The 25,519-nt window shown below is 70.9% G+C and carries 21 protein-coding genes and 1 pseudogene; 5 read left to right on the forward strand and 17 right to left on the reverse strand.

The features are described 5' to 3' along the window. The first annotated feature begins 2 nt into the window (after positions 1 to 2). Genes ACIQJT_RS21165 through ACIQJT_RS21180 form a run of 4 tightly spaced genes read left to right on the forward strand, consistent with a single transcriptional unit; the run spans position 3 to position 3,991 of the window. Entirely contained in the window at positions 3 to 767 is a 765-nt protein-coding gene (locus ACIQJT_RS21165; RefSeq protein ID WP_086724395.1) for an ABC transporter ATP-binding protein, read from the forward strand. Continuing rightward, entirely contained in the window at positions 764 to 1,654 is an 891-nt protein-coding gene (locus tag ACIQJT_RS21170; protein WP_365458521.1) for a branched-chain amino acid ABC transporter permease, read from the forward strand. Before ACIQJT_RS21165 ends, ACIQJT_RS21170 begins: the two co-directional genes overlap by 4 nt. Then, positions 1,647 to 2,729, forward strand: coding sequence for a branched-chain amino acid ABC transporter permease (locus ACIQJT_RS21175; protein ID WP_402645590.1), 1,083 nt, complete (start codon positions 1,647 to 1,649; stop codon positions 2,727 to 2,729). Before ACIQJT_RS21170 ends, ACIQJT_RS21175 begins: the two co-directional genes overlap by 8 nt. Beyond that, complete coding sequence (locus ACIQJT_RS21180; RefSeq protein WP_365458527.1) at positions 2,726 to 3,991, forward strand: ABC transporter substrate-binding protein; 1,266 nt, start codon at positions 2,726 to 2,728, stop codon at positions 3,989 to 3,991. The genes ACIQJT_RS21175 and ACIQJT_RS21180 overlap by 4 nt, the downstream gene beginning before the upstream one ends. 73 nt (positions 3,992 to 4,064) lie before the next feature. Here ACIQJT_RS21180 and pssA read toward each other — a convergent pair whose 3' ends face one another. The 13 genes from pssA to ACIQJT_RS21245 form a co-directional block, all read right to left on the reverse strand. After that, entirely contained in the window at positions 4,065 to 4,883 is an 819-nt protein-coding gene (gene pssA, locus ACIQJT_RS21185) for a CDP-diacylglycerol--serine O-phosphatidyltransferase (RefSeq protein WP_402645723.1), read from the reverse strand. A gap of 22 nt (positions 4,884 to 4,905) precedes the next feature. Then, positions 4,906 to 5,562 carry a phosphatidylserine decarboxylase gene (locus ACIQJT_RS21190; protein WP_053848015.1) on the reverse strand — a complete coding sequence of 219 codons (657 nt, stop codon included), beginning with the start codon at positions 5,560 to 5,562 and terminating at the stop codon, positions 4,906 to 4,908. Between the two features lie 170 nt (positions 5,563 to 5,732). After that, positions 5,733 to 6,947, reverse strand: coding sequence for an acyl-CoA dehydrogenase family protein (locus tag ACIQJT_RS21195; RefSeq protein WP_053848016.1), 1,215 nt, complete (start codon positions 6,945 to 6,947; stop codon positions 5,733 to 5,735). 5 nt (positions 6,948 to 6,952) lie between these two features. Then, complete coding sequence (locus tag ACIQJT_RS21200; protein WP_053848017.1) at positions 6,953 to 7,459, reverse strand: MaoC family dehydratase; 507 nt, start codon at positions 7,457 to 7,459, stop codon at positions 6,953 to 6,955. Between the two features lie 2 nt (positions 7,460 to 7,461). Further along, positions 7,462 to 8,421 (reverse strand): CoA ester lyase, encoded by a 960-nt coding sequence (locus ACIQJT_RS21205; RefSeq protein ID WP_365458533.1) that lies wholly within the window; start codon positions 8,419 to 8,421, stop codon positions 7,462 to 7,464. Next, positions 8,418 to 10,445 carry a protein meaA gene (locus ACIQJT_RS21210; protein WP_402645596.1) on the reverse strand — a complete coding sequence of 676 codons (2,028 nt, stop codon included), beginning with the start codon at positions 10,443 to 10,445 and terminating at the stop codon, positions 8,418 to 8,420. Before ACIQJT_RS21210 ends, ACIQJT_RS21205 begins: the two co-directional genes overlap by 4 nt. A gap of 18 nt (positions 10,446 to 10,463) precedes the next feature. Continuing rightward, the gene (gene ccrA, locus ACIQJT_RS21215; RefSeq protein ID WP_365458539.1) at positions 10,464 to 11,807 is read right to left on the reverse strand and encodes a crotonyl-CoA carboxylase/reductase; all 1,344 of its coding nucleotides are present in this window, start codon (positions 11,805 to 11,807) and stop codon (positions 10,464 to 10,466) included. A gap of 336 nt (positions 11,808 to 12,143) precedes the next feature. Continuing rightward, the gene (locus ACIQJT_RS21220) at positions 12,144 to 12,944 is read right to left on the reverse strand and encodes a hypothetical protein (protein ID WP_402645599.1); all 801 of its coding nucleotides are present in this window, start codon (positions 12,942 to 12,944) and stop codon (positions 12,144 to 12,146) included. Beyond that, positions 12,941 to 15,010 (reverse strand): polysaccharide deacetylase family protein, encoded by a 2,070-nt coding sequence (locus ACIQJT_RS21225; protein ID WP_402645602.1) that lies wholly within the window; start codon positions 15,008 to 15,010, stop codon positions 12,941 to 12,943. The genes ACIQJT_RS21220 and ACIQJT_RS21225 overlap by 4 nt, the downstream gene beginning before the upstream one ends. A 100-nt stretch (positions 15,011 to 15,110) precedes the next feature. Further along, the gene (locus ACIQJT_RS21230; protein WP_402645605.1) at positions 15,111 to 16,598 is read right to left on the reverse strand and encodes a glycosyltransferase; all 1,488 of its coding nucleotides are present in this window, start codon (positions 16,596 to 16,598) and stop codon (positions 15,111 to 15,113) included. Next, positions 16,595 to 17,872 carry a nucleotide sugar dehydrogenase gene (locus ACIQJT_RS21235; RefSeq protein ID WP_402645608.1) on the reverse strand — a complete coding sequence of 426 codons (1,278 nt, stop codon included), beginning with the start codon at positions 17,870 to 17,872 and terminating at the stop codon, positions 16,595 to 16,597. Before ACIQJT_RS21235 ends, ACIQJT_RS21230 begins: the two co-directional genes overlap by 4 nt. A 316-nt stretch (positions 17,873 to 18,188) precedes the next feature. Beyond that, positions 18,189 to 19,004 carry a TetR family transcriptional regulator gene (locus ACIQJT_RS21240; protein ID WP_365458542.1) on the reverse strand — a complete coding sequence of 272 codons (816 nt, stop codon included), beginning with the start codon at positions 19,002 to 19,004 and terminating at the stop codon, positions 18,189 to 18,191. Positions 19,005 to 19,164: 160 nt separating this feature from the next. Beyond that, on the reverse strand, positions 19,165 to 20,970 hold the full coding sequence (locus ACIQJT_RS21245; RefSeq protein WP_402645611.1) for a 3-hydroxyacyl-CoA dehydrogenase family protein: 1,806 nt from the start codon (positions 20,968 to 20,970) through the stop codon (positions 19,165 to 19,167). A 377-nt stretch (positions 20,971 to 21,347) separates the two neighbouring features. On the opposite strand from ACIQJT_RS21245, the gene ACIQJT_RS21250 reads away from it, so the two are divergent. Next, a complete protein-coding gene (locus tag ACIQJT_RS21250) occupies positions 21,348 to 21,923 on the forward strand; it encodes an adenylosuccinate lyase (RefSeq protein ID WP_365458548.1) in 576 nt (191 codons plus the stop codon). A 4-nt stretch (positions 21,924 to 21,927) separates the two neighbouring features. On the opposite strand, the gene ACIQJT_RS21255 is transcribed toward ACIQJT_RS21250, so the two are convergent. From ACIQJT_RS21255 to ACIQJT_RS21270, 4 genes and pseudogenes are all read right to left on the reverse strand, one after another. Then, a complete protein-coding gene (locus ACIQJT_RS21255; protein WP_402645615.1) occupies positions 21,928 to 22,458 on the reverse strand; it encodes a GNAT family N-acetyltransferase in 531 nt (176 codons plus the stop codon). A gap of 41 nt (positions 22,459 to 22,499) precedes the next feature. After that, positions 22,500 to 22,898 carry a RidA family protein gene (locus ACIQJT_RS21260; protein WP_402645618.1) on the reverse strand — a complete coding sequence of 133 codons (399 nt, stop codon included), beginning with the start codon at positions 22,896 to 22,898 and terminating at the stop codon, positions 22,500 to 22,502. 57 nt (positions 22,899 to 22,955) lie between these two features. After that, a complete protein-coding gene (locus ACIQJT_RS21265) occupies positions 22,956 to 24,551 on the reverse strand; it encodes an alpha/beta hydrolase (RefSeq protein ID WP_402645621.1) in 1,596 nt (531 codons plus the stop codon). A gap of 134 nt (positions 24,552 to 24,685) precedes the next feature. Then, a pseudogene (locus ACIQJT_RS21270) lies at positions 24,686 to 25,519 on the reverse strand (radical SAM protein); the annotation flags it as partial.

The following is a 25,519-nucleotide window of genomic DNA, read 5'->3' on the forward strand; positions in this document are numbered from 1 at the left end:
CGATGGACTCTCTGGAGGTGCGCGGGCTGACCGTCCGCTTCGCCGGACTCACCGCGCTCGACGACGTCGGCTTCACCGTGCGCCCCGGCACCGTGCACGCCCTCATCGGGCCCAACGGCGCCGGCAAGTCCACCTGCTTCAACGTCCTGTCCGGGGTCTACCGGGCCACCGCCGGCAGCGTCCGCTTCGGCGCCCACGAGCTGACCGGCATGCCCGCACACCGCATCGCCGCCCTCGGTGTCGCCCGCATCTTCCAGAACCTCGCGCTGCCGCCCCGGGCCTCCGTGGAGGACTGTCTGCTCCTCGGCCGGTACCGGCTCACCCGCACCGGCTTCCTCGCCGCGGGACTCCGGCTGCCGTCGGCGGCCCGCGAGGACCGGCTCCACCGCGAACGCGTCCGGGAGATCGCCGAGTTCGTCGGCATCGCGGACTGCCTGGCACGGCCCGCGGGCTCCCTGCCGTACGGGCAGCAGAAGCTCGCCGAACTCGCCCGCGCGCTGTGCATGGAACCCCGGCTGCTGCTCCTCGACGAGCCCGTCGCGGGCATGACCGCCGACGAACGACGCCGGACGGCCGCCGTGATCGCGGGTGTCCGCGACTCCCTCGGCATCTCGATCGTCCTGGTGGAACACGACATGGGGGTGGTGATGCGGCTCGCGGACGCGGTGACCGTACTGGACTTCGGGCGCCGGATCGCCGACGGCGCCCCCGCCGACGTACAGAACGATCCGGCCGTCGTAGAGGCGTACCTGGGAGCCGCGTCATGAGCACCTTCGCCGAGATCCTGCTGAACGGCCTCTCGCTCGGGTCGGTGTACGCGCTCATCGCGCTCGGCTTCGTGGTGATCTTCCGGGCCACCGAGGTCGTCAACTTCGCCCACGCGTCCCTGCTGCTCGCCGGCGGGTACGTCACCGCGACCCTCCACGACGACCTCGGGTTCTGGCCCGCCCTGCTCGTCGGGATCGCGGGTGCCGCGCTCGTCGGGGCGGCCGTGGAGTTCCTGGTGATGCGGCGCTACCGGGGCAGCGACCACAGCGTCCTCGCCATCGTCACCATCGGCGTCGACATCCTGCTCACCACCGAACTGACCCGCCGTATCGGCACGGACGTCCTCGCGCTCGGCGACCCGTGGGGGGACGCCGTGCTGAGGATCGGGCCGATCTCCCTCGCCCACACCCGGATCGCCGCGTTCGTGGCCGCCGCGCTGCTCATCACCGCGTTCCTGCTGGCGTTCCGGTACACGTCGTGGGGTGTGGCGATGCGGGCGGCGGCGGAGAGCTCGGAGACGGCCGCGCTGATGGGGGTGCGGCTGGGCCGGGTCTCGCTGGGCGCCTGGGCGGTGGCGGGCGGCCTCGCCGCCGTGGCCGCCCTGTTCCTCACCGTCTTCCCGACGCCGGGGTTGGAGCGGGCCACCTCGCTGGCCGCGCTCAAGGCGTTCCCGGCCGCCATCCTCGGCGGACTGGACTCGACGACGGGCGCCCTGGTGGGCGGCCTGCTGGTCGGCGTCACGGAGTCCCTCGCGACCGGCTACCAGAGCGACCTCACCTTCCTGGGCCGGGGTCTGGGCGACCTCGCCCCCTACCTCGTGATGGTCGCGATCCTGCTCGTGAGGCCCGCCGGTCTGTTCGGCACGAAGGAGCTCGCCCGTGTCTGAAGTACTGGTGAAGCCGTTGCGGACGGTCCGGACGCGCACCTGGCTGTGGGGCGCAGGGGCCGTCGTCCTGCTGGCCCTGCCCTTCTACCTGGACCGCTTCTGGCTCCAGGCCGGCCTGTTCGCGATGGCGGCCGCCATCGGCGCGATCGGCATCAACCTCCTCACCGGAGCCACCGGCCAGCTCTCCATGGGGCACGCCTTCTTCCTCGCCGTCGGCGCCTACGCCTACTGCGTCTTCGCGGCGGACGGCGGCGACGGGCTGACCGGTCTCGGGCTGCCCACCTGGCTCGCCGCCGTGCTCGCGGTGCTCGTCGCGGGCGCCGCGGGCGGCCTGTTCAGCCCCATCTCCGGGCGGCTCAGCGGCGCCTACCTGGGCATCGCCACGCTCGCGCTCGTCTTCATCGGCCAGCACGTGATGTTCAACGCCCACGACCTGACCGGCGGCGCCAACGGCCGGGACGTGCCGCCGCTCAGCCTGTTCGGCCTCACCTTCGACGACCGGGAACTCCTCGTCGCCGCCGTGCCGTTCGGATCGGCGGAGAAGCTCTGGTACGCCGGTCTGGTCCTGCTGGCGGCGGGCGCCCTCTTCGCGCGGGGCGTCCTGCGCGGCCGTCCGGGCCGGGCCATGAACGCGATCCGCGACCACCGCATCGCCGCCGGCGTGCTGGGCGTGCCGGTCGCCCGGCACCGCGCCGCGGTCTTCGTGCTGTCGTCGATGTACGCGGGCCTCGCGGGCGTCCTGCTCGCCCTGGTCTTCCAGCGGACGGTCCCCGACTACTTCGGCATCACGCTCTCGCTCGAGTACCTCGCGATGATCGTCATCGGAGGGCTCGGCTCGGTCTCGGGGGCCGTGGCAGGGGCCGTGTTCGTGTCCCTGCTGCCGCAGCTCCTGACCCGCTACAGCGACGCGCTGCCGCTGGTCTCCGCCCCCGGCACGGGCGGGATCGCACCGGGCGAGGCATCCCGGTACCTCTACGGCGCCGCGGTCGTGCTGGTGGTGCTGTTCCTGCCCGGCGGCCTGGTCGGGACGGCCGCACGGCGTCGAGTCACAACCCAACCAGGGGAGGAACGATGAACAGGACATACGGCGCCAGGGCCGCCGCGGGCGCGCTCGCCGCGCTGCTGGTGCTGGCCGGATGCAGCTCCAAGGCCAAGGACTCCGACGACGGCGACAAGGCCGCCGCGGGCGGCGTGAAGACCGGGGACGGCGTCTCCGGGAAGACCATCACGCTCGGCGCGCTCACCGACATGACCGGGGTCTACGCGACCCTCGGCAAGAGCGTCACCCAGGCCCAGCAGCTCTACGTGAAGCAGCTCAACGCCGCCGGCGGGGTCTGCGGCCACACGGTGGACCTCGCGGTCCGCGACCACGGCTACGACCCGCAGAAGGCCGTCTCCGGCTACACCGAGCTGGAACCGAAGGTGCTGGGCTTCACGCAGTTCATCGGCTCGCCGTTCGTCGCCGCGGTCAAGCAGCGCATAGACGGCCAGGACAAGGCGCTGGTGCTCCCGCAGGCCTGGTCGTCGGCACTGCTCGGCAGCCCCTACATCCGGGTCATCGGGTCCACCTACGACATCGAGACGATGAACGCGGTCGACTTCCTGATCAAGGAGAAGGGGGTGAAGAAGGGCGACAGGATCGGCCACGTCTACTTCGAGGGCGACTACGGCGAGAGCGCGCTGGCCGGCTCGAAGCACATCGCGAGGGAGGCCGGGCTGACCGTCGTCGAACAGAAGATCAAGCCCACCGACAACGACATGACCGCCCAGGTCACCGCCCTCAAGAAAGCCGGCGTCAAGGCCGTCGTGATCAGCGCGGGCCCGCGGCAGGCGGCCTCGCTGGTCGGGGTGGCGGCGGCGAGCGGCTTCGCCGTACCGGTCATCGGCAACAACTCGGCCTTCGCGCCGCAGCTCCTCGCCACCCAGGCGGGCCCGGCCCTGATGAAGAACTACTACGTGGCCTCGCCCTCGCTGCCCATCGGCGCGGACACCCCGCAGGCGAAGAAACTGGTCGCCGACTACCGGGCGGCCTACCCGAAGGACACCCTGGACAACGGCATCGTCGCCGGCTGGACCGCCGCGTCGGCCTTCGGCGAGGCCCTGAAGAAGGCCTGCTCGAACAAGGACCTCACCAGGGAAGGCGTGGACAAGGCACTGCTGTCGCTCGACGCCTACGACGTCGGCTTCGGCGTCACCCAGGACTTCAGCGACCCGAAGGCCCCGTCCTCCCGCGAGAGCGTGATCCTCCAGCCCGACAAGAGCGTCACGGGCGGCATGAAGGTCGTACGCGAGGCGGGGGCCTCGCAGGCCGCTGAAGGGTACGCACCGGGGGCCTGAGCGTCCGGCGGACACACCGGAGGGGCCCGAACCGTCATCGGTTCGGGCCCCTCTGCGGTACGGCGGCGGAGCGCTACGGCAGCTGGGCCGCCCGCGCCTCACGCCGGTTGCCGCGGAAGTTGTTCACCCGGCGGGCCGTGGCGAACAGCGGGATCACGGCGCCCATGACGAGCTGGAGGGCGCAGCCGGTCTGGAGCAGGAGCTGGCCGCTCGGGGCGCCGAACGCCCAGGCCGCGAGCAGCCCCATCGCCAGCACGATCCAGGAGAGCATCGCCACCGCGAGCCGCCCCCGCGGCTTCGGGTACTCCACCCGGCTCACCATCAGCCACGCGGTGCCCAGGATCGCCAGGAGCGTCGCCACGAAGGGCAGCTCGAGGAGCACGATCGCGACCACCGTCAGCGCGCCGAACGGGGACGGCATGCCCTGGAACATGCCGTTCGCCACCGTCACGCAGGAGAATCTGGCCAGCCGGAGGACCACCGCCAGCAGCACCACCACGGCACCCACCGCCGCCACCCGCTGCGAGGCGTCGTCGGCGACCATGCCGTAGACGAGCACGAAGTACGCCGGCGCGAGGCCGAAGCTGATCAGGTCCGAGAGGTTGTCCAGCTCGGCGCCCATCGGCGAGGAGCGCAGCTTGCGCGCCACCAGGCCGTCGAAGAGGTCGAAGACCGCCGCGCACAGTATGAGGATGACCGCCGTGGCCGCGCTGTTGCGCGCCATGCCGGATTCCTGGCTGTCGGTCAGGTGCGGGATCAGGATGCCGGTGGTGGTGAAGTACACCGCCATGAAGCCGCACGTGGCGTTGCCGAGGGTGAGGGTGTCCGCTATCGAGAGGCGGAGAGAAAGAGGCATCTCCTCCTCGTCGTCGACCTCGTCGGCCTCGGGCACCCAGCCCGCCTGGGTCTCAGGATCAATCACGGTCAATGCGAGTCACCCCAGCCGTCGTCTTCTGGCCGACCTCGACCGCGACCTCCACGCCCTCCGGCAGGTAGATGTCGACGCGCGAGCCGAACCGGATCAGACCGATGCGGTCACCCTGCTCGACTTTCGTGCCCTGCGGGATGTAGGGCACGATGCGGCGGGCCACCGCGCCGGCGATCTGGATCATCTCGATGTCACCGAGTTCGGTGTCGAAGTGCCAGACGACGCGCTCGTTGTTCTCGCTCTCCTTGTTGAACGCCGGAACGAACCCGCCGGGGATGTGCTCGACCGAGGTCACCGTGCCGGAGAGCGGCGCGCGGTTGACGTGGACGTTGAGCGGGCTCATGAAGATCGCGACGCGGGTGCGGCCGTCCTTCCACGGCATGATGCTCTGCACCACACCGTCGGCGGGCGAGATGACCCGGCCCGGGGCGATCTCGCGCTCGGGGTCGCGGAAGAACCACAGCATGCCCGCCGCCAGCGCGGTGGCGGGCACGGCGACGGCCTTGGCGGCGCCCGACTTGCGCGCGCGTACCAGGCTCAGTGCTGCGGTGGCGACGGTCGGGAGGAGCCACGGCGATGCTCCGCGCGCGAGGCGTACGCCTGCCAGGCTGTCGCGAGGTGCAGAGGTTTGGCTGTGGGGCATGGATGACCTTCGTAGCGGATGATGCCGCGCACTAGACGGGGGACGGCGGCTTTCCGGGATCGTACCGGTCGCGGGCCACAACTGGGCAAGCCAGGAAGCCGAGTCGGCGGCCGAACCGTGTTGACGGGGTGTGATCTTCTTCTCCAAGAAAACACCCCGTAACCGGACATCTAGCCCTGGAACCGATACTCTTCGAGCAGCCTGCGACCGATGATCATTTTTTGGATCTCGGCGGTACCTTCACCGATCAGCAGCATCGGAGCCTCACGGTAGAGGCGCTCGATCTCGTACTCCTTGGAGAAGCCGTAGCCGCCGTGGATCCGGAAGGCGTCTTCCACGACCTCCTTGCAGTATTCGGAGGCGAGGTACTTCGCCATCCCTGCCTCAAGGTCGTTTCGCTCCCCGGAGTCCTTTTTGCGAGCCGCGTTGACCATCATCGCATGCGCCGCCTCGACCTTGGTAGCCATCTCGGCCAGCTTGAACTGAATCGCCTGGTGCTGGGCGATCGGCTTGCCGAAAGTGTGACGCTGCTGGGCGTACCGGACGCCGAGTTCGAAGGCACGCTGAGCGACTCCGCAGCCACGCGCCGCCACATTGACGCGCCCGACTTCCACCCCGTCCATCATTTGGTAAAAACCTCGGCCGGTGACCCCGCCGAGCACACGGTTGGCCGGAAGTCGCAGGCCATCCATGATCAACTCGGTGGTGTCGACGCCCTTGTACCCCATTTTGTCGATCTTCCCGGGGATGGTGAGGCCGGGACGGACCTCTCCGAAGCCGGCCTCCTTCTCGATCAGGAAGGTCGTCATCGACTTGTGCGGTTTGGCGGCCGCTTCCTCGGGGGAGTGTCCTTCGTCACTTCGGACGAGAACGGCGACCAGAGTTGACGTTCCGCCGTTCGTCAGCCACATCTTCTGGCCGTTGAGGACGTACTCGTCACCGTCCTTGACCGCCTTGGACGTGATGGCGGACACGTCCGAGCCGAGACCCGGCTCCGACATCGAGAAGGCGCCCCGGACGTCGCCGGCCGCCATGCGCGGCAGGAAGTGGTCCTTCTGCTCCTGCGTGCCGTGCTGCTTGAGCATGTACGCCACGATGAAGTGGGTGTTGATGATGCCGGACACCGACATCCAGCCCCGGGCGATCTCCTCGACGCACAGCGCGTACGTCAGGAGGGACTCGCCCAGACCGCCGTACTCCTCGGGGATCATCAGGCCGAACAGGCCCAACTCCTTGAGCCCGTCGACGATCTGCTGCGGGTACTCGTCGCGGTGCTCCAGCTCGGTCGCGACCGGGATGATCTCCTTGTCCACGAAGTCCCGGACGGTGGACAGGATCTCCTGCTGGACGTCCGTGAGGCCGTGGGTCCGGGCGAGGCGTGCCATGTCGGTCAGCCCTCCTGAAGTTCCGGGCGGCCGGGCTGCTCGCCGCCGCGCTCCTTGATGTAGGTCTCGGTGGGCACCATGACCTTGCGGCGGAACACGCACACCAGCGTGCCGTCCTGCTTGTAGCCCTTGGTCTCGACGTAGACGATCCCGCGGTCGTTCTTCGACTTGGAGGGCCACTTGTCGAGCACGGTCGTCTGGCCGTAGATCGTGTCGCCGTGGAAGGTCGGCGCCACGTGCTTCAGCGACTCGATCTCCAGGTTGGCGATCGCCTTGCCGGAGACGTCCGGCACCGACATGCCGAGCAGCAGGGAGTAGATGTAGTTCCCCACCACCACGTTCTTGCCGAAGTCCGTCGTCTGCTCGGCGTAGTTGACGTCCATGTGGAGCGGGTGGTGGTTCATGGTGAGGAGGCAGAAGAGGTGGTCGTCGTACTCCGTGACCGTCTTCCCGGGCCAGTGCTTGTAGACCGCCCCGACCTCGAACTCCTCGTAGGTGCGTCCGAACTGCATGCTCAGGCCTCCGGGATCTCGAACTTCGAGGTGCGCTGCATGCCGGCCGCGCGTCCCTTGCCGGAGATGACCAGCGCCATCTTGCGGCTGGCCTCGTCGATCATCTCGTCGCCGAGCATCGCCGAGCCCTTCTTGCCGCCCGCCTCGGACGTGTAGTAGTCGTACGCGTCCAGGATCAGCTCGGCGTGGTCGTAGTCCTCCTGGGAGGGCGAGAAGATCTCGTTGGACGCCTCGACCTGGCCCGGGTGCAGCACCCACTTGCCGTCGAAGCCGAGGGCCGCGGCACGCCGGGCGACCTCGCGGTAGCCGTCGATGTTGCGGATCTGGAGGTAGGGGCCGTCGATCGCCTGGAGGTTGTTGGCGCGGGCCGCCATCAGGATCTTCATCAGGATGTAGTGGTAGGCGTCCGCCGGGTAGCCGGGCGGCTGCTCGCCCACGACCAGCGACTTCATGTTGATCGACGCCATGAAGTCGGCCGGGCCGAAGATGATGGTCTCGACGCGCTGGGAGGCGGTCGCGATCTCGTTGACGTTGTTGAGGCCCTGGGCGTTCTCGATCTGCGCCTCGATGCCGATCTTGCCGACCTCGAAGCCCATCGTCTTCTCGATCTGGGTGAGCAGGAGGTCGAGCGCGACGATCTGCTCGGCGCTCTGCACCTTCGGCAGCATGATGCAGTCGAGGTTCTGCCCTGCCCCCTCGACGACCGTGACGACATCGCGGTACGTCCACTCGGTCGTCCAGTCGTTGACGCGCACGACCCTCGTCTTGCCGGTCCAGTCGCCCTCGTTGAGGAACTTGACGATGGTGTGCCGCGCCTCGGGCTTGGCGAGCGGGGCGCACGCGTCCTCCAGGTCGAGGAAGACCTGGTCCGCCGGGAGGCCCTGCGCCTTCTCCAGGAAGCGCGGGTTCGAGCCCGGTACCGCCAGGCAGGAGCGCCGCGGACGGAGACGGTTGACGGTCATGCGGGGACCTCCAGGGGGTCGAGCTTGTTCGCGTTGCGGATCTCGTCGACGATGCGGCCGATGATTCCGGTGATGTCGAAGTCCTTCGGGGTGAAGACCGCGGCCACTCCGGCTGCCCGCAGCTGCTCGGCGTCACCATTCGGGATGATGCCACCGGCGATCACCGGGATGTCTGTGGCACCGGCCACACGGAGCCGTTCCAGCACGTCAGGCACCAGCTGGGCGTGCGAGCCGGACAGGATGGACAGGCCGACCGCGTGCACGTCCTCGGCGAGGGCCGCGTCCACGATCTGCTCCGGGGTGAGCCGGATGCCCTGGTAGACCACCTCGAAGCCGGCGTCGCGCGCGCGGACGGCGATCTGCTCGGCGCCGTTGGAGTGCCCGTCCAGGCCCGGCTTGCCGACCAGGAAGCGCAGCTTGCCGACCCCGAGGTCCTTGGCGGTCACCTCGACCCGGCGGCGGACGTCGGCCATGGCCGAGCCCTCCTCCGCGGGGACCGCCACCGGCGCCGAGGAGACGCCCGTGGGCGCCCGGAACTCGCCGAACACCTCCCGCAGGGCCCCCGCCCACTCGCCGGTCGTCACGCCGGCGCGGGCGCACTCCAGGGTGGCCTCCATGAGGTTGTCGGTGCCCTTCGCGGCCTCCTTCAGCCGCTCCAGCGCCTTGCAGGGGCGCGGGTGGTTGAAGGGCGGCTGGTAGCGGGTGTCGCGCCAGTGCCGGAGCCCCGCGATCACCCGGGCCTCGACGGCCGGGTCCACCGTCTGGATAGCGGTGTCCAGGTCGGCGGTGAGCGGGTTCGGCTCGGTCGTCTCGAAGACGTTGACGCCGACGATCTTCTCCTGCCCGGACTCGATCCGGGCCCGGCGCTCGGCGTGCGAGGAGACGAGCTGCGACTTCAGGTAGCCCGACTCGACGGCGGCCATCGCACCGCCCATCTCCTGGATCCGCTCGATCTCCGCGAAGGACTTCTCGACCAGCTGCGCGACCTTGGCCTCGACGACGTGCGAGCCCTCGAAGATGTCCTCGTACTCCAGCAGGTCGCTCTCGTACGCCAGCACCTGCTGCATCCGCAGCGACCACTGCTGGTCCCAGGGGCGGGGCAGACCGAGGGCCTCGTTCCAGGCCGGCAGCTGGACGGCACGCGCGCGTGCGTCCTTGGAGAGGGTCACGGCCAGCATCTCCAGCACGATCCGCTGGACGTTGTTCTCCGGCTGCGCCTCGGTCAGCCCGAGGGAGTTGACCTGGACGCCGTACCGGAAGCGCCGGTGCTTGGGGTTCTCGATGCCGTAGCGCTCCCGCGTGACCTGGTCCCAGATGCGGCCGAAGGCGCGCATCTTGCACATCTCCTCGATGAACCGGACGCCCGCGTTCACGAAGAAGGAGATCCGGCCCACGACGTCGCCCATGCGCTCCTGCGGCACCTGACCGGAGTCCCGGACGGCGTCCAGGACCGCGATGGCCGTCGACATCGCGTACGCGATCTCCTGGACCGGCGTGGCGCCCGCCTCCTGCAGGTGGTAGCTGCAGATGTTGATCGGGTTCCACTTGGGGATGTGGGAGACCGTGTACGCGATCATGTCGGTCGTCAGACGGAGGCTCGGCCCCGGCGGGAAGACGTGCGTCCCCCGGGACAGGTACTCCTTGACGATGTCGTTCTGGGTCGTGCCCTGGAGCCGGGTGACGTCCGCACCCTGCTCCTCGGCGACGACCTGGTAGAGCGCCAGCAGCCACATGGCGGTGGCGTTGATCGTCATCGAGGTGTTCATCTGCTCCAGGGGAATGTCCTGGAACAGCCGGCGCATGTCACCGAGGTGCGCGATCGGCACGCCGACCCGGCCCACCTCGCCGCGGGCGAGGATGTGGTCGGAGTCGTAGCCGGTCTGCGTCGGCAGGTCGAACGCCACCGACAGGCCGGTCTGGCCCTTGGCGAGGTTGCGCCGGTACAGCTCGTTGGACGCCTCGGCCGTGGAGTGGCCGGCATACGTGCGCATGAGCCACGGCCGGTCCTTCTGACGCTCTGTCATCTATGGCCTCCGCGGTCCTCAGATGTTCCGGAAGCGGTTGATGGCGTCGATGTGCCGCGCGCGCTTCTCCTCGTCGCGCACGCCCAGCCCCTCCTCGGGGGCCATGCACAGAACGCCGACCTTGCCCTGGTGGAGGTTGCGGTGCACGTCGTAGGCGGCCTGCCCGGTCTCCTCCAGGGAGTACACCTTGGAGAGGGTCGGGTGGATCTTGCCCTTGGCGATGAGGCGGTTGGCCTCCCAGGCCTCGCGGTAGTTGGCGAAGTGCGAGCCGATGATCCGCTTCAGCGACATCCACAGGTAGCGGTTGTCGTACTCGTGCATGTAGCCCGAGGTCGAGGCGCAGGTGGTGATGGTGCCGCCCTTGCGGGTGACGAAGACGCTCGCGCCGAAGGTCTCGCGGCCGGGGTGCTCGAAGACGATGTCGATGTCCTCGCCGCCGGTGAGCTCGCGGATGCGCTTGCCGAAGCGCTTCCACTCCTTCGGGTCCTGGGTGTTCTCGTCCTTCCAGAACTTGTAGCCCTCGGCGTTGCGGTCGATGATCGCCTCGGCGCCCATCGAGCGGCAGATGTCCGCCTTCTGGGGGCTGGAGACGACACAGATCGGGTTGGCGCCGCCGGCCAGCGCGAACTGCGTGGCGTACGAGCCGAGTCCGCCGCTCGCGCCCCAGATCAGGACGTTGTCGCCCTGCTTCATCCCGGCGCCGTTGCGGGAGACCAGCTGCCGGTAGGCGGTGGAGTTGACGAGCCCGGGGGCGGCGGCCTCCTCCCAGCTGAGGTGGTCCGGCTTGGGCATCAGCTGGTTGGACTTGACCAGCGCGATCTCGGCGAGGCCGCCGAAGTTGGTCTCGAAGCCCCAGATGCGCTGCTCCGGGTCGAGCATGGTGTCGTTGTGGCCGTCGGAGGACTCCAGCTCCACGCTCAGGCAGTGCGCGACGACCTCGTCACCGGGCTTCCAGGCGTTGACGCCGGGGCCGGTCCGCAGGACGACGCCCGCGAGGTCGGAGCCGATGATGTGGTACGGCAGGTCGTGCCGCTTGGCCAGCTCGTTGGTGCGGCCGTAGCGCTCCAGGAAGCCGAAGGTCGACAGCGGCTCGAAGATGGAGGTCCACACCGAGTTGTAGTTGACACTCGATGCCATGACGGCGACGAGCGCCTCGCCCGGGCCCAGTTCGGGCAGGGCCACCTCGTCGAGGTGGATCGACTTGCGCGGGTCCTTGTCGCGGGTCTCCAGGCCCGCGAACATCTCCGTCTCGTCCTTGTGCACGGTGATGGCGCGGTACGACTCGGGGAGCGGCAGGGCGGCGAAGTCGGCCGGCGTCGAGTCCGGCGACTGGATCGCGTCCAGGATGTCCTTCACGGTCACGGTGTTGCCTCCGGCGAATGGCGTCTTGAGGGGAGACGCTGAGGGTTACGTCGGTGCCGTCGGTTCGGCGGTGGTGCTGTTCGGCAGCGCTTTGTGGCGCGGGAGGTTGCCTGTGACGCAGGCGTCCGGGCGGGGCAGGTCGATGACTTGCTGGGACAGCCGGCGTGCGCATGGTCTCTGCACGCCGGCCGCCCGGACTTCCCTCAACGTAAGACACCGCGTGCCACCGTGCAAGGCACTGAGTGCCATAAATTGCTCTCAGATGAAATCTTTACGTAACAGATGAGCGATGATCGATCAAAGCTACCGGCGAGTAGGGACTTCGTCCCGTTTGCGTCATTCCGGCTGCGCGGTGAGGTCACGGAACATGAACTCCGTGTTGTCGCCGCGCACGCCGACCCCGCCGGGCTCGTACAGACCTCCCGGTGAGGCGTCGGTCACGTCCAGCACCCGGCGGCCCGCAATGTCCAAGGTGATGCGCACCCTGCGGTCCGGGAGATCGGTGGCGGTGGCAACGACAGGGGTCCACCCGTCCGGCGGCAGCGTGGCCGACGCCGTGGCGAGGGTCACGTAGGTGCCCCCGTTGGCCGGGCCGCCCGGCGTCTTGCGCTTCACCACGACCTGCCCGTCCCGCCGGACCACACTGACCGCGTAGCACTCCTGCTCGCTGTGGAACCGCAGCCACAGATGAACACCGTCGTACGGCTGCGCCGGGGTGCGCGGTGTCGTCACCAGGTCCGTCACGCGCAGCCGCAGGAAGAGGCGGGTGTCACCGAAGTCCCGCCGCCGCGAGGCCAGCCGGAAGACCGCCGAGTCCGTGGCCCGCACGGACCCGGCGTCGGGCCGCTCGCCGTCCGGGCGCCCCGACCAGCCCGCCCCGCCGAGCCCGAACAGCGATCCGCTGGTCATGGTCCAGTCGGGGGAGTGGCGAGCGCCGGGGGCGTCGGGGTGCCAGTACGCGAACTCGTTGGTGACCAGACCCCGTTCGGGAAACTCGGGCCGGAACTCCGGCACCGGACCGGTCCGGCCGGCGGCGCGCAGGGTCAGCCCGCCCGCGAACGCCGACGCCAGCAGCACGGCGAGCAGGACCCCGGTGAGGAACCCCGCCCGCCGGCGCCGGCCGAGCCGCCGGATCATGCCGTACGTCCGCCGGAGACCGCGCAGCCCTCGAACCCGGGCCACGGCTGGGCCGGCGAGCGCCGGTAGACGCCGAGCCCGATGCCACCGGTGCCGCCGGCGGCGGGGACGGACGCGCGCACCAGCCCGGCACCGACGGTGACCTCCGTGGTTCGCGCCCCGACCGTCACCCGCACGTCCCTCTCCGCGGCCTCCGGCAGTTTGCGGGAGAGCACGGTGCGCGGGTGGGCGCCGGGCCCGGACAGCAGCGTGATCCAGCCGCGGGACAGGCGGACCGTGATCTCGTCCGGCGCACCCCGGCGCACCACGACCGAACTGTGCAGCCCCTCCTCCGTCAGGCCCGTCAGCCTGGTGGCCAGCGTGTAGCCGGACCAGTGCGCGCTGCTGCCGGGCCGGTAGGCGGCGAAGGTCCAGCCGCGCGGACCCACCGGCTGCACACCACCGGCGCCGATCACCGCCCGCGCCCCGCGGCCGTCCCCGTCGGTCCAGCCGGAGGGGTCGTCGAAGGGCGCCGCGGGGGCGGGAGGGCCGGGGAGCGGGGCGGTCTCCACACGGCCGAACGCGGGCCAGGAGGAGCCGGTGTCCCCGCGGGACAGGGCCAGCGCGATCCCGCCGGTGCCGCGCACTCCGCTGCTGTTCGGCACGGCGAACCGGTGCCGGCCGTCCACCACCGCCTCGGTCCGGGAGCCGTCCACCGTCAGCCGGACCTCGTGGGAGGGGCCGGGGGTCAGGGCGTGCTCGGCCAGGACACGGTTCCGGTCCCGGCCGCCGACCACCTGGGCGGTGCCGTGGGAGACCCGCACGCCGACCGTGGCGTCCCCGCCGACCCGCGCGAACACCGAGGCGCTGCCGCCTCGCGCGTGCAGGCCGGTCAGGCGGGCCGAGACCGCGTAGTGGTCCCAGTCGGCGGCGCCGTAGGGGGCGTAGGCGCCGTACACGTAACGGCCGGCGCCGGGGCGGGCGCCGTTGCCGGTCAGGACGCCGGTGTCGCCGAGCGGCTTCCAGCTGATGCCCGTCCAGCGTTCCGGGAAGCGCAGCGGGTCGCCCGACGGGGGCACCGGCGTACGGGCCGCCACCTGCGCGAGCAGGGCGTCGGCGGTGGTGTCCGCGAACACCTCGAGACGCTGGTACTCCTGGTGGACCGCCGATCTGCGGGCCGCGGGCTCGGGGGTGTACGTCTTGTCCGTCATGGCCGCGACGAAGGTCCGCTCGATCAGGTCGCGCACGTACGACGTGTGCTGCGGGTCCGCCGACTCCGAGAAGGGGTAGGCGAACAGACTGGGCCGGGGCAGGCCGTGCCGTTCGAAGTCCGCCAGGGAACGGGTGAAGTCCGCCCTGACCCGGCGCTGGTAGTGGCCGGTGCTCTCCAGCCCTCCGGTGGAGGCGAGGTATCTGCGGTGGGCCAGCAGGGAGCCCAGTTCGCCCCGCGGCCCGATACGGGTGCGGCTGTGCAGGTCGTGGGTGTGGTCCTCGAAGTCCCAGCGGCCCGAGCGGGCCATCCGGGCGATCTCCTGCCAGGACAGGTAGTAGGGCCGGTGCCGGCCCACCCTGCCGGTGATCAGGAACGAGACGGCGTTCATGCGGTGCCGCGCGAGGATGCGGTCCCCGTAGGTCCACAGGCCGTGGGTGCCGTCGTCGAAGGTCAGCATCACCGAGCGCGGCGGCACCGGGCCGCCGAGCAGGTAGGCGACGAACTCGTCGGTGCCCAGGGTGCGGTAGCCCGCCGCCCGCAGGGCGCTGAGCTGCCGTTCGAACACCGCGGGGTCCACGATGTAGCGGCTGCCGCTGTGCGGTTTGAGGTCGTGGTAGGTGAGGATCACCGGCGCCGCACGCTCCGGCAGTCCGGCTCCGACGGCCTTCCAGCGGGCGGCGGTCGCCGCGTCGACCCGCGCGGCCGGCACGCTCACCTGCCGGGTGACGTTGCGCTGGTCGACGTAGACCCGCCAGGCGACCACGAAGGGCACGGTGAGCACCAGGGCGGTCAGGGCGGCGAGGGTGGCGCGCACGGTGCCGCGGCGCAAACGGGCGGTGAGGCCGGACCGCCTCCCGGTCACAGGGCGGTCCACGGCTGCCAGCTCCCCCGGGTCAGCACCAGCAGATACAGGGCGATGACGACGCCCGCGGCCAGCAGCGCGGCCAGCCCCCGTCCGACGGCCCGTACGGCCTTCATGACAGCCTCCTCGACCAGACGCCGCGCCGGATGGTCAGCAGCGAGTACGGCAGCAGCCAGGACAGCACCACCGACGACAACAGGCTCATCAGCGGCCGGTACCGCCACCGGGTGGAGCGGGGGTTGTCCGCCTTGAAGGCCAGTCCCCACACCACGCCCTTGAGCAGGACACCCCCCAGGTACAGCCCTGTCAGGAACCACAGCCCGTGGTACGGGGCCCACACCAGGTGGCGCACGGCCATCAGCGGGGCGCACAGCACCCACAGGACGTGCCCGTAGAAGAGCACCGCCGGGCCGAGTCCGCGGCGCCACATGAAGGTGCCGGTGAAGAAGAGATTGCGGATGAAGCTCTTCTTCCAGCGCACCTGCTGCCGCATGAAAGGCCGGAACCGGGCCGGCACGGTCGTCCAGACCTTCGCGGACTGCACATAGCCGATACGCCACGGCAGTTCCGCGTAATCCCGTTCGGTGACGAAAGGGGAATCGGCGTACTGCGCCTTCAACTTCCGCCCCTTCCATTTCTGGCCCAGCACGTATCCGGTGAGCTGCCGGTCCGTGGCGAACCGGAATTCACCGCCGAGGAAACGGTCGCCGGCCCAGGCGGGCAGGTAGTTCAGGATCGCGTCCCTGCGGAACACGGCGAGCGGCCCGGACACGCACGAGACGGACCCGAAGGTGGCCTCCGCGGCCTTGGCGACCCGGAACTGGCCCTCGTACCAGACGTCCTGCGCCCTGGACAGCACGCTCTCGTCGGCGTTCAGCGCCCGCGCGTGGCCGCTGACCGCACCCAGCTCCCGGTGCCGCCGCAGCGCGGTCACGCACCGCCGCAGCGCGTCGGGGGCGAGCACGCAGTCGGAGTCGGTGAAGGCGATCACGTCCCCGTCCGCGACCTCGGCGGCCCGGACCAGGGCGTGCTTCTTGCCGACGTTGCGGTCCAGGCAGAGCACCCGCAGGGGAAGCTCGCGCGCCAGGCGCCGCAGCACCGCGCGGGTGCCGTCGGTGGAGGCGTCGTCGACCACCACGATCTGCAGGTCCGGGTAGTCGCTGCCGGCCATCGAGCGCACACACGCCTCGATGCCGTCCTCCTCGTCCTTGACCGCCACCAGGAAGCTCACCCGGGGCCGCGCGGGCAGCTCGGGGAAGCGGTCCAGGCGGCGCGGGCGCCCGCGCAGTGTCCGCCGGGACGGGTCGTCGTAGCGGCTGTAGGCGATGAACAGCATGGAGACGGTCACCGTCAGGACCAGGAAGCCGTACCCGAGCACCAGGGGGGCCTGGACCAGCCGGGGCGCCTCGCGGGCCAGGATCAGCAGCAGCGGCAGCAGCACGATCACCACCAGCAGGCGGCGCGCGGCGTGCCGTACCCCCGGGTCCATGCGGTCGGTCAGCGCGGTGAGGCGGGCCCGGCCGGGCCGCGGCGCGCCCCGCTGCCCGGGCACGAACCGGGAGGAGCCGGGAGGGGCGGGCCGCTCTGCCTGGACGCTCATACCACCACCCGCTGCTTGAGGTCCTGCAGCCGGTAGGTGGTGTCCAGCACCGGGAGGTCGTCCCCGATCCAGGACAGGTCCTGGCGCGGGTGCACGCAGTGGACCAGCACCAGGTCCCAGTCCCGCTCGCCGGGCTGGGTCTCGGACCGCAGCCGTCGCCCGCCCACGGAAACCGACGGGACGAGCGGATCGGTGTACGCCACCTCGGCGCCGGCCTCGCCGAGGGCGGCCATGATCTCCAGGGACGGCGACTCCCGTAGGTCGGCCACTCCCGGCTTGTACGTCACCCCGACCACCAGCACCCGCGCCGCGCGCAGCGGCACACCCCCGTCGGCGAGGACCTCCCGGGCGCGCTGCACGACCGCGTGCGGCCGGGTGGCGATCGCGGTCATCGCCGTGTCGATCAGCGGCGAGGCGACCCGCTTCTCGCGCAGTTGCCAAAGGAGGTAGTGCGGATCGCAGGGGATGCAGTGCCCGCCCACACCGGGGCCGGGGAAGAACGGCATGAACCCGTACGGCTTGGTGGCCGCCGCCTCGATGACCTCCAGGGCCTCCAGGCCCAGCTCTCCGCAGATGGTCGCGAACTCGTTGGCCAGGGCGATGTTGACCGCGCGGAAGGTGTTCTCCAGCAGCTTGGTCATCTCGGCCGCCTCGGGCGAGAGCACCTCGTGCACCTCGGCGCCGGTGCGCCGCAGCACGTCGGCGGCGCGCCGGGTGCACTCGGGACTCACCCCGCCGACCACCCGCGGGGTCGTGCTCTGGGTGTGCTCGGTGCTGCCCGGGTCGATGCGCTCCGGGGCGTAGGCCACGCTCACGTCCTCGGGCACCCGCAGCCCGCGCTCGGCCAGCGGGCCCAGCAGCAGGTCCCGGGTGGTGCCGACGTAGCTGGTCGAGGTCAGGACGAGGGTCTGGCCGGGCACCGCCTGGGCCGCGGCGGTGGCACAGGCGCCCGACAGGGCCCGCAGGTCGGGCACCAGGTGGTCGTCGACCGGGGTCGGGACGCAGATCAGGACCGTCTCGGCGGTGCGCAGGGCCGTGGGGTCCGTGGTCAGGACGAGGCGCTCGGCGCCCGGGCCGTCACCGGTGTGCAGGCGCAGCCGCCGGTGGTCGTCGGGGACCAGGTCGACGCGGTGGGCGCGGATGGCGTCCAGCCGGGCGGCGTCCACGTCGACGCCTATGACCGTCAGCCCCGACTCCAGCAGGGCGAGAGCCGTCGGCAGACCGACATAACCGAGTCCGATGATGCCGACGACGGGCGGAGTGGAAAAGGACAAGGAAATCCCCCCTGAAAAATGCCGCGGGCAGGCGGCGGAAAAGGATGGTGCGAAGGCGTGCACCGGGCCCCATTCCCCTGTTCCCCCGAGGCTCTGTTCCGGTGTTCACGCCGGGACCGCCGGCCTCCCCAGGCCGCGGATTGTCTTTCCGACGATTCGAAAGCCTGCCATGCCGACAAGGTGCGAGAGGGATTTTCGGTGAAGATCGCGGAGGAGCTGGTTCATCCTTGGCGGAGAGTTCGAAGAGAAACATTTCTTCGAACACGAAAAAGGGGCCGGTACCGGATTTCCCGGTGCCGGCCCCTTGACGCCTGCGTCAGGAGTGCTCCTTGAGTGCCTGCTCGATGGTGCGCATCACCTCGTCCAGGGGCGCGTCGGTGCGGGCGACCGCGACCAGGACCTCGCCCTGCGTGGAGACCGTCGCCTCCGTCGGCGGCTGGGGGACCGCGGTGCGGCCCGCCCCGATCCCGGTCCCGAAGGTCTTCCGCACGATCGCGAAGGCATGGTCCAGCTGCGCCTCCACGTCCCCCTGCCCGCCGGCCCGCAGCCACCGCCGCAGCACGTGGTTGTGCGCGGTGACCACGGCCGACGCGGCGACCTCCGCCAGCAGCGGATCGTCGTTCGCGTCGTCGTCGTGCGCGTGCTCGTCGAAGTGTCCGAGCAGGTACCGCGTGAACAGCCGCTCGTAGCGGGCCACCGAGGCGATCTCGGCCTCCCGCAGCGTCGGCACCTCGCGCGTCAGCTTGTAGCGGGCGACCGAGATCTCCGGCCGCGCCGCGTACATCTTCATGACTTCCTTGATGCCGCGGCACACCGTGTCGAGCGGGTGCTCGTGCGCGGGGGCCGCGTTCAGCACGGCCTCCGCCCGGATCAGGGTGTCGTCGTGGTCGGGGAAGATCGCCTCTTCCTTGGAGCGGAAGTGGCGGAAGAAGGTGCGGCGGGCGACACCGGCCGCGGCCGCGATCTCGTCGACGGTCGTCGCCTCGTACCCCTTGGTGGAGAACAACTCCATCGCGGCGGCGGCCAGTTCTCGGCGCATCTTGAGCCGCTGGGCGGCCGCGCGGCTGCCTGCGGCACTCTCCGGCGCGTCGGTCGCGGCTGGTGTACGGGACGACTTGGCGGGCTGGGACATGACCCGAACGTACTGCATGTGCGCAGGTTGGTGCGCGTGTCCGGGGTTTGTCCCGCCCCGGACCGGCGGGGAGCCGCCGGGCCGCGCGGGCGGGGGAGGACCGCCCGGATCGAGCAGCCCGCCCCAGTCCTCGCCGCCGGTGAACCAGTCGCCGACGTGGTCAGCGGCGGGCATATTCGCGGAAGCCACGGCCGGTCTTGCGGCCGAGGCAGCCCGCGGCCACCAGGTGCTCCAGGAGCGGGGCCGGAGCCAGACCCGGGTCGCGGAACTCGCGGTGCAGGACCTTCTCGATCGCGAGCGAGACGTCCAGGCCGACGACGTCGAGGAGCTCGAAGGGGCCCATCGGGTAGCCGCCGCCCAGCTTCATCGCCGCGTCGATGTCGTCCAGGGACGCGTAGTGCTCCTGCACCATCTTGATCGCGTTGTTGAGGTACGGGAAGAGCAGGGCGTTCACGATGAAGCCCGCGCGGTCGCCGCAGTCGACCGCGTGCTTCTTGATCCGGCCGCAGACCTCGCGGACCGTGGCGTGCACGTCCTCGGCCGTCAGGACCGTGCGGACGACCTCGACCAGCTTCATCGCCGGCGCCGGGTTGAAGAAGTGCATGCCGATCACGTCCTGCGGACGGGAGGTGGCGCGGGCGCAGGCGACGACGGGCAGCGAGGAGGTCGTGGTCGCCAGGACCGCGCCCGGCTTGCAGACCTTGTCCAGCGCCTGGAAGAGCTGCCGCTTGATCTCCAGGTCCTCGGCGACGGCCTCGACGGCGAGGTCGACGTCCGCGAACGCCTCGTACGACCCCGCGGCGGTGATCCGGTCCAGGGTCTGCGCGGCCGCCTCGGCGGTCATGCGGCCCTTGCCGACAGAGCGGGAAAGCGACTTGCCGATACGGGCCTTCGCCGTCTGCGCCTTCTCCTCGCTGCGGGCGGCGAGCACGACCTCGTACCCGGCCTTGGCGAAGACCTCGGCGATACCGGACGCCATGGTCCCCGAGCCCGCGACGCCGACCGAGCGGACCTCGCGGCCGGGGACCTGCGCGGAGCTCCCCGAGGGCGTCAGCGCGTCCGGCACGACCGTCGCGCTGCCCGGCGCCTCGTAGGTGTAGAAGCCGCGCCCCGACTTACGGCCCGTCAGACCCGCCTCGCTGAGCTGCTTGAGGATCGGGGCGGGGGCGTGCAGCCGGTCGTGGGACTCGGAGTACATGGCCTCCAGGACCGTGCGCGCGGTGTCGACGCCGATCAGGTCGAGCAGGGCGAGGGGACCCATGGGCAGGCCGCAGCCGAGCCGCATCGCCGCGTCGATGTCCTCGCGGGAGGCGTACTTCGCCTCGTACATCGCGGCCGCCTGGTTGAGGTAGCCGAACAGCAGCCCGTCGGCGACGAATCCGGGCCGGTCGCCGACCGCGACGGGCTCCTTGCCGAGGTCGAGGGCGAGGTCGGTGACCGCGGTGACGGCGGCCGGGGCGGTGAGCACCGAGGAGACGACCTCGACCAGCTTCATCGCGGGTGCCGGGTTGAAGAAGTGCAGGCCCAGGACCCGCTCCGGGCGCGCCGAGTCGGCCGCCAGACGGGTCACGGACAGGGCGTTGGTGCCGGTCGCGAGGATCGTCTCCGGGCGCACGATCCCGTCGAGCTCGCGGAAGATCTGGTGCTTGATCTCGTACGACTCCGGGGCCACCTCGATGACGAGGTCGGCGTCGGCCGCCGCCCGCAGGTCGGTGGAGGTGCGGACGCGGGCGAGGACGTCCGCGCGCTCCTGCCCGGTGAGCCGGCCGCGTTCCACGGCACGGGCGGTCGCGGTCTCCAGGACGGCGACGGCCTGGGCGGCCTGTGCCTCGCTGATGTCGATGCCGACGACCTCGCGGCCGGCCCGGGCGAGGACCTCGGCGATGCCGGTGCCCATGGTGCCGAGGCCGACGACGGCGATCTTCCGGAGCGGGGACGGGGAGGGGTCGGACAGGGGAGTGGCCATCGCGGAACTCCAGGAATGAGGGTGACGACTGGGAGCGCGACCCGGTACGCCGACAGGCGCACCGGGAGCGGAGAAGAACTGCTGGATGCGGGTGTTGCCGGGCTGCGAGCGCACACGCCCGGACCGTCGTCGCGGGCATCGCACATGCCCGGAGAACGGTGGAACCGACCGGCCCTGTCCCAAGCCGGGTCGTACTGGTGGTACCCGAGGTACCGAACCGACAGCTCTCACGGCGACTGCGTCACCAGGCCACCGCGAGGAGTTCCACGAGTGGGTAACTCGCTCGTCTGAGCTTAACCGGTGGGTAACGAGCGCGCCAGCCCCCGGATTTGTGATGTACGTCCCGCACGCCGGGCGGGCCGCCTAACCTCGGGTTCATGGACGAAGAGTTGCGATCGCTCACGGAGCGCTTACGGCAGGAGTCGGGGGCGTCGGCCGCCTTCGACCGCCTGACGGCGACCGAGGACCCGGACGAACTGGCCGCGGTGCTCACCGAGCCCGGACAGCCGCTGTGGGCCCGCGAACTGGCCGCGTTCCGCCTCGGCCTGGCCGGCGACCGCCGGGCCTTCGAGTCGCTCGTCCTGCTGCTCAACCACCGCGATCCGCCGCGCTGCGCCGCCGCCGCGTACGCGCTCGCCCGGCTGGACGATCCGCGCACGGCCCGCGCGGCCGCCGCCCTCGCCACCAACGAACTGCGGGTCGCCTACGCCCTGCACCCGGTCAGGCTGCTGGCCGAGCTGCGCGCCCCCGAGTCCGTACCCGCCCTCATCACCACGCTGGAACGCAGGCTGCGCCCGCACGACCCCTACCGGCGCGTGGCCCTCGCCTGCGTGGAGGGCCTCGGCACGCTGGCCGACGCCCGCGCCAGACCCGTGCTGAGCGAGGCCCTCGCGCATCCGGCGCTCGCGGAGGCGGCGGTGCACGCGCTGGCGCGGATCCCGAAGCAGCGGTGAGCCGTCAGGTACCGAGCGCCCGCACGTACCGCCCCTCCGGCACCGGCACGCCGTCCGCCTCGAAGGGCTCCTCGGTGCCGTCGGCCGCGAAGCCCGCCCTCTCGTAGAAGCGGCGGGCACGGCTGTTGTCCCGGAGGACCCACAGGTACATGCGGTCGTGGCCCAGGGCCGTGCGGTTCCACAGGGCCTCCAGCAGCAGGGCGTTTCCGATGCCCCTGCCGTAGTGCCGGGGGTCCACGTAGACGGCGTACAACTCGGCGTCCGCGGTGCGGACCTCGCCGTCCCGGTACGGGCCGTGGCAGGCCCAGCCCCTGACCTCGCCGTCCCACTCGGCCACGAGGTTCACCACGCTGCCGTCCCCCTGGACGAAGCGGGTGCGGTGCCGCTCGGCGTCCCGGGTCACGCTCATCGCGTCGAGGTAAGACCGCGGGATCAGGTCCTGGTAGGCGCTCTGCCAGCCGCGGACCCGGATCTCGGCCACGCGGTCGCAGTCGGCGAGGGTCATCGGGCGGATGAGAAGGCGGTCGTCGTCCATGACGGCACCCTAGGCAGCCTCCGGCCTCACCGGCTCGCCGTTTACCGGTCCAGCACCGCGAACGCCTCGATCTCCATCAGGAACTCCGGCCGCACCAGCGCCACCACCTGCACGGCCGAGGCCGCCGGCAGCCGGTCGTCGGGTATGTGGGCGGCGCGCGCCTCGCGGATCGCCGGCATGTGGGCCATGTCCGTCACGAAATAGGTAAGTTTGACGACCTCGTCGAAGCCCGCTCCGGCGGCCGCCAGACAGCGGCGGAGGTTCTCGAAGACCTGGCGGGCCTGGGCGGCGGCGTCGCCGCCCCCGACGAGCTCGCCGTCCTCGTCGAGGGGGACCTGGCCCGAGACCGCCACGAAACGGCCGTGGCCCAGCACCACGTGGGAGTACTGGGCCGCGGGGGCGACACCGTCGGGGGCGGGGATCCTGGTCAGCTCACTCATGCGTCCATGGTGGACCACGGCACTGACAACGCCCGTCCCCGACGGAGCGTCAGGGGCTCAGCGGCGGACGCCGAGCAGTCCGTGCAGGGCCGCGCCGCGCGAGGACGTCGACGCCGCCTTGGAGGCCGGCGGCTTCGGATCGGGCAGTGCCTTGCACACCGCGTCGGCCTCGCCACCGCCGCGCGGCACCGTGCCGTTGGTCAGGTACGCGGTCAGGTGCTTGTCCAGGCACGTGTTCCCGCTCAGCGTGATGCCGTGGTTCCCGCCGCCCTGCTCGACCACGAGAGCGGAGTCCGCCAGCAGCCGGTGGACCGTGACACCGCCCTGGTACGGGGTGGCCGCGTCGTTCGTCGCCTGGAAGAGCAGCGCCGGCGGCAGCTTGCCGTTGGCGACGTTCACCGGCGAGAGCGAGGTCGTGGGCCAGAACGCGCAGGGCGCGTTGTACCAGGCGTTGTTCCAGGTCATGAACGGCGCCTGCTCGTACACGTACCAGTTGTCCTTCCGCCACTGGCGCCAGTCGCGCGGCCAGGAGGCGTCACGGCACTGCACGGACGTGTAGACGCTGTAGCCGTTGTCCCCGGACGCGTCGACGGCACCGAAGTTCTCGTACGCCTCGACGAGCGGGTCGGCGTTCTTCTTGTTCACGTACGCCGCGAACGCCTCGGCCAGGTAGGGCCAGTAGCCGTTGTAGTAGCCGCCCGGGATGAAGGTGTCCTCCAGCTCCGAGGCGCCGACCTTGCCCTCCGCGGGCTTCTTGGCGAGGGCCGCGCGCATCGCGTACCACTTGGCCTCGATCTGCTCCGGGTCGGTGCCGAGCCGGTACGTCGAGTCGTACTTGGCGATCCAGGCCATCAGGGCCCGGTGCCGGTCGTTGAAGGCGTGGTCCTGGGCGAGGTTGTCGTCGTACCAGACGCCGGTCGGGTCCACGATCGAGTCCAGGACCAGGCGGCGCACCTGGTGCGGGAACAGCTTCGCGTAGACCGCGCCCAGGTACGTGCCGTACGAGTAGCCGAAGTAGTTGATCCGCTGCGCGCCGAGGGCCCGGCGGATCGCGTCCATGTCGCGCACGGCGCTGACGGTGTCGATGTACGGCAGCACGTCGGCGTACTTACGGCCGCAGGCGGCGGCGAAGGACCTGACGCGCTGGAGGTTGGCCCGCTCGATCGCGGCCGTGCTCGGCACCGAGTCCGGGCGCACCGGGTGGAAGTAGCCCGGCTTGCAGTCGAGGGCGGGCTTGCTCGCGCCCACCCCGCGCGGGTCGAAGCCGATGACGTCGTACTGGGCCGCGACCGCCTTGGGCAGGCCGGAGGCGATGAACCCGGCGAAGGTGAGACCGCTGCCGCCGGGGCCGCCGGGGTTGACCAGCAGCGGGCCCTGGTACTTCTTCGCGGTGTGCGGGACCCGGGACAGCGCGAGGGTGATCTGCCGCCCGCGCGGGTTCGCGTGGTCGAGCGGCACCTTGAGGGACGCGCACTGGAGCGTCGGGTAGTCGGCGGTGCCGCACTTCTTCCAGGCGGGCTTCGCGGCAGGGGCGGCTCGAACGGTCGGAGAGGTCGGTGTGTTCTGCGGGGCGCTGGCGTCGGCGGGGACGGCGGTGAAGGTCCCGGCCACGACGACCGCGGCACCGCACAGCACGGCTGCGCGTTTTCTCATGGGGTCCTCCCAGGACGGAGGTGGCGGACCGCGAGGCTCACGGTCCACGCGGCATCGTCCCGGAAAGTACGCCCGGAAGAACGTGTTCTGACAGAACTTGACCCGATTGGTCAGTCCGATGCGCTCGAACGCTCTCAGATCAACGTGAGTTGTACCGGCTCGGACACCGGCGCGACCTCGGGCTCCGGCTCCCGGATCCGTCGCGGCATCCCCGCGCCCGCGGGACCGATGCCGTACTCCTGTGCCAGCTCATGGACCTGACGGGTGATCCGGCGCTGGTACCACTTCGGGGCGTAGGCGCCGTCCGCGTAGAGCCGCTCGTAACGGCGTACCAGATACGGGTGCTCCCGGTTCAGCCAGGCCATGAACCACTCGCGGGCGCCCGGCCGCAGGTGCAGCACCAGCGGGGTGACCGAGGTGGCCCCGGCGGCGGCGATCGCGCGCACGGTCGCCCGCAACTGCGCGGGGCTGTCGCTCAGGAACGGGATCACCGGGGCCATCAGCACCCCGCACCCGATGCCGTGCTCGCCCAGGGTCCGTACGACGTCCAGGCGCCGCTCCGGAGCGGGTGTGCCCGGCTCCACGGTGCGCCACAGCTCGGGGTCGGTGAAGCCGACCGAGACCGAGATGCCGATGTCCGTCACCGCGGCGGCCTGCCGGAGCAGGTCGAGGTCGCGCAGGATCAGCGTGCCCTTGGTCAGGATCGAGAAGGGGTTGGCGTGGTCGCGCAGGGCGGCGAGGATGCCCGGCATCAGCCGGTAGCGCCCCTCCGCGCGCTGGTAGCAGTCGACGTTGGTGCCCATCGCTATGTGGTCGCCGGTCCAGCGGTGCGAGGCCAGCTGGCGGCGCAGCAGCTCGGGCGCGTTCACCTTGACCACGATCTGGGAGTCGAAGCCGAGACCGGTGTCCAGGTCGAGATAGCTGTGGGTCTTGCGGGCGAAGCAGTACACACAGGTACTGCCTCTCCC

It is taken from the genome of Streptomyces sp. NPDC091972, from assembly GCF_044756385.1.
Classification (GTDB): domain Bacteria; phylum Actinomycetota; class Actinomycetes; order Streptomycetales; family Streptomycetaceae; genus Streptomyces.

What these genes read in the sequence shown, in the direction of transcription:
- ACIQJT_RS21205 (WP_365458533.1), bottom strand. Translation starts at nt 8,421, where the DNA reads ATGACCGTCAACCGTCTCCGTCCGCGGCGCTCCTGCCTGGCGGTACCG.
- ACIQJT_RS21260 (WP_402645618.1), bottom strand. Translation starts at nt 22,898, where the DNA reads ATGAGTGAGCTGACCAGGATCCCCGCCCCCGACGGTGTCGCCCCCGCG.
- ACIQJT_RS21255 (WP_402645615.1), bottom strand. Translation starts at nt 22,458, where the DNA reads ATGGACGACGACCGCCTTCTCATCCGCCCGATGACCCTCGCCGACTGC.
- ACIQJT_RS21240 (WP_365458542.1), bottom strand. Translation starts at nt 19,004, where the DNA reads ATGTCCCAGCCCGCCAAGTCGTCCCGTACACCAGCCGCGACCGACGCG.
- ACIQJT_RS21250 (WP_365458548.1), top strand. Translation starts at nt 21,348, where the DNA reads ATGGACGAAGAGTTGCGATCGCTCACGGAGCGCTTACGGCAGGAGTCG.
- ACIQJT_RS21230 (WP_402645605.1), bottom strand. Translation starts at nt 16,598, where the DNA reads ATGAGCGTCCAGGCAGAGCGGCCCGCCCCTCCCGGCTCCTCCCGGTTC.
- ACIQJT_RS21195 (WP_053848016.1), bottom strand. Translation starts at nt 6,947, where the DNA reads ATGGCACGCCTCGCCCGGACCCACGGCCTCACGGACGTCCAGCAGGAG.
- ACIQJT_RS21220 (WP_402645599.1), bottom strand. Translation starts at nt 12,944, where the DNA reads ATGATCCGGCGGCTCGGCCGGCGCCGGCGGGCGGGGTTCCTCACCGGG.
- ACIQJT_RS21245 (WP_402645611.1), bottom strand. Translation starts at nt 20,970, where the DNA reads ATGGCCACTCCCCTGTCCGACCCCTCCCCGTCCCCGCTCCGGAAGATC.
- ACIQJT_RS21170 (WP_365458521.1), top strand. Translation starts at nt 764, where the DNA reads ATGAGCACCTTCGCCGAGATCCTGCTGAACGGCCTCTCGCTCGGGTCG.
- ACIQJT_RS21200 (WP_053848017.1), bottom strand. Translation starts at nt 7,459, where the DNA reads ATGCAGTTCGGACGCACCTACGAGGAGTTCGAGGTCGGGGCGGTCTAC.
- ACIQJT_RS21210 (WP_402645596.1), bottom strand. Translation starts at nt 10,445, where the DNA reads ATGACAGAGCGTCAGAAGGACCGGCCGTGGCTCATGCGCACGTATGCC.
- ACIQJT_RS21180 (WP_365458527.1), top strand. Translation starts at nt 2,726, where the DNA reads ATGAACAGGACATACGGCGCCAGGGCCGCCGCGGGCGCGCTCGCCGCG.
- ACIQJT_RS21265 (WP_402645621.1), bottom strand. Translation starts at nt 24,551, where the DNA reads ATGAGAAAACGCGCAGCCGTGCTGTGCGGTGCCGCGGTCGTCGTGGCC.
- ACIQJT_RS21165 (WP_086724395.1), top strand. Translation starts at nt 3, where the DNA reads ATGGACTCTCTGGAGGTGCGCGGGCTGACCGTCCGCTTCGCCGGACTC.
- ACIQJT_RS21190 (WP_053848015.1), bottom strand. Translation starts at nt 5,562, where the DNA reads ATGCCCCACAGCCAAACCTCTGCACCTCGCGACAGCCTGGCAGGCGTA.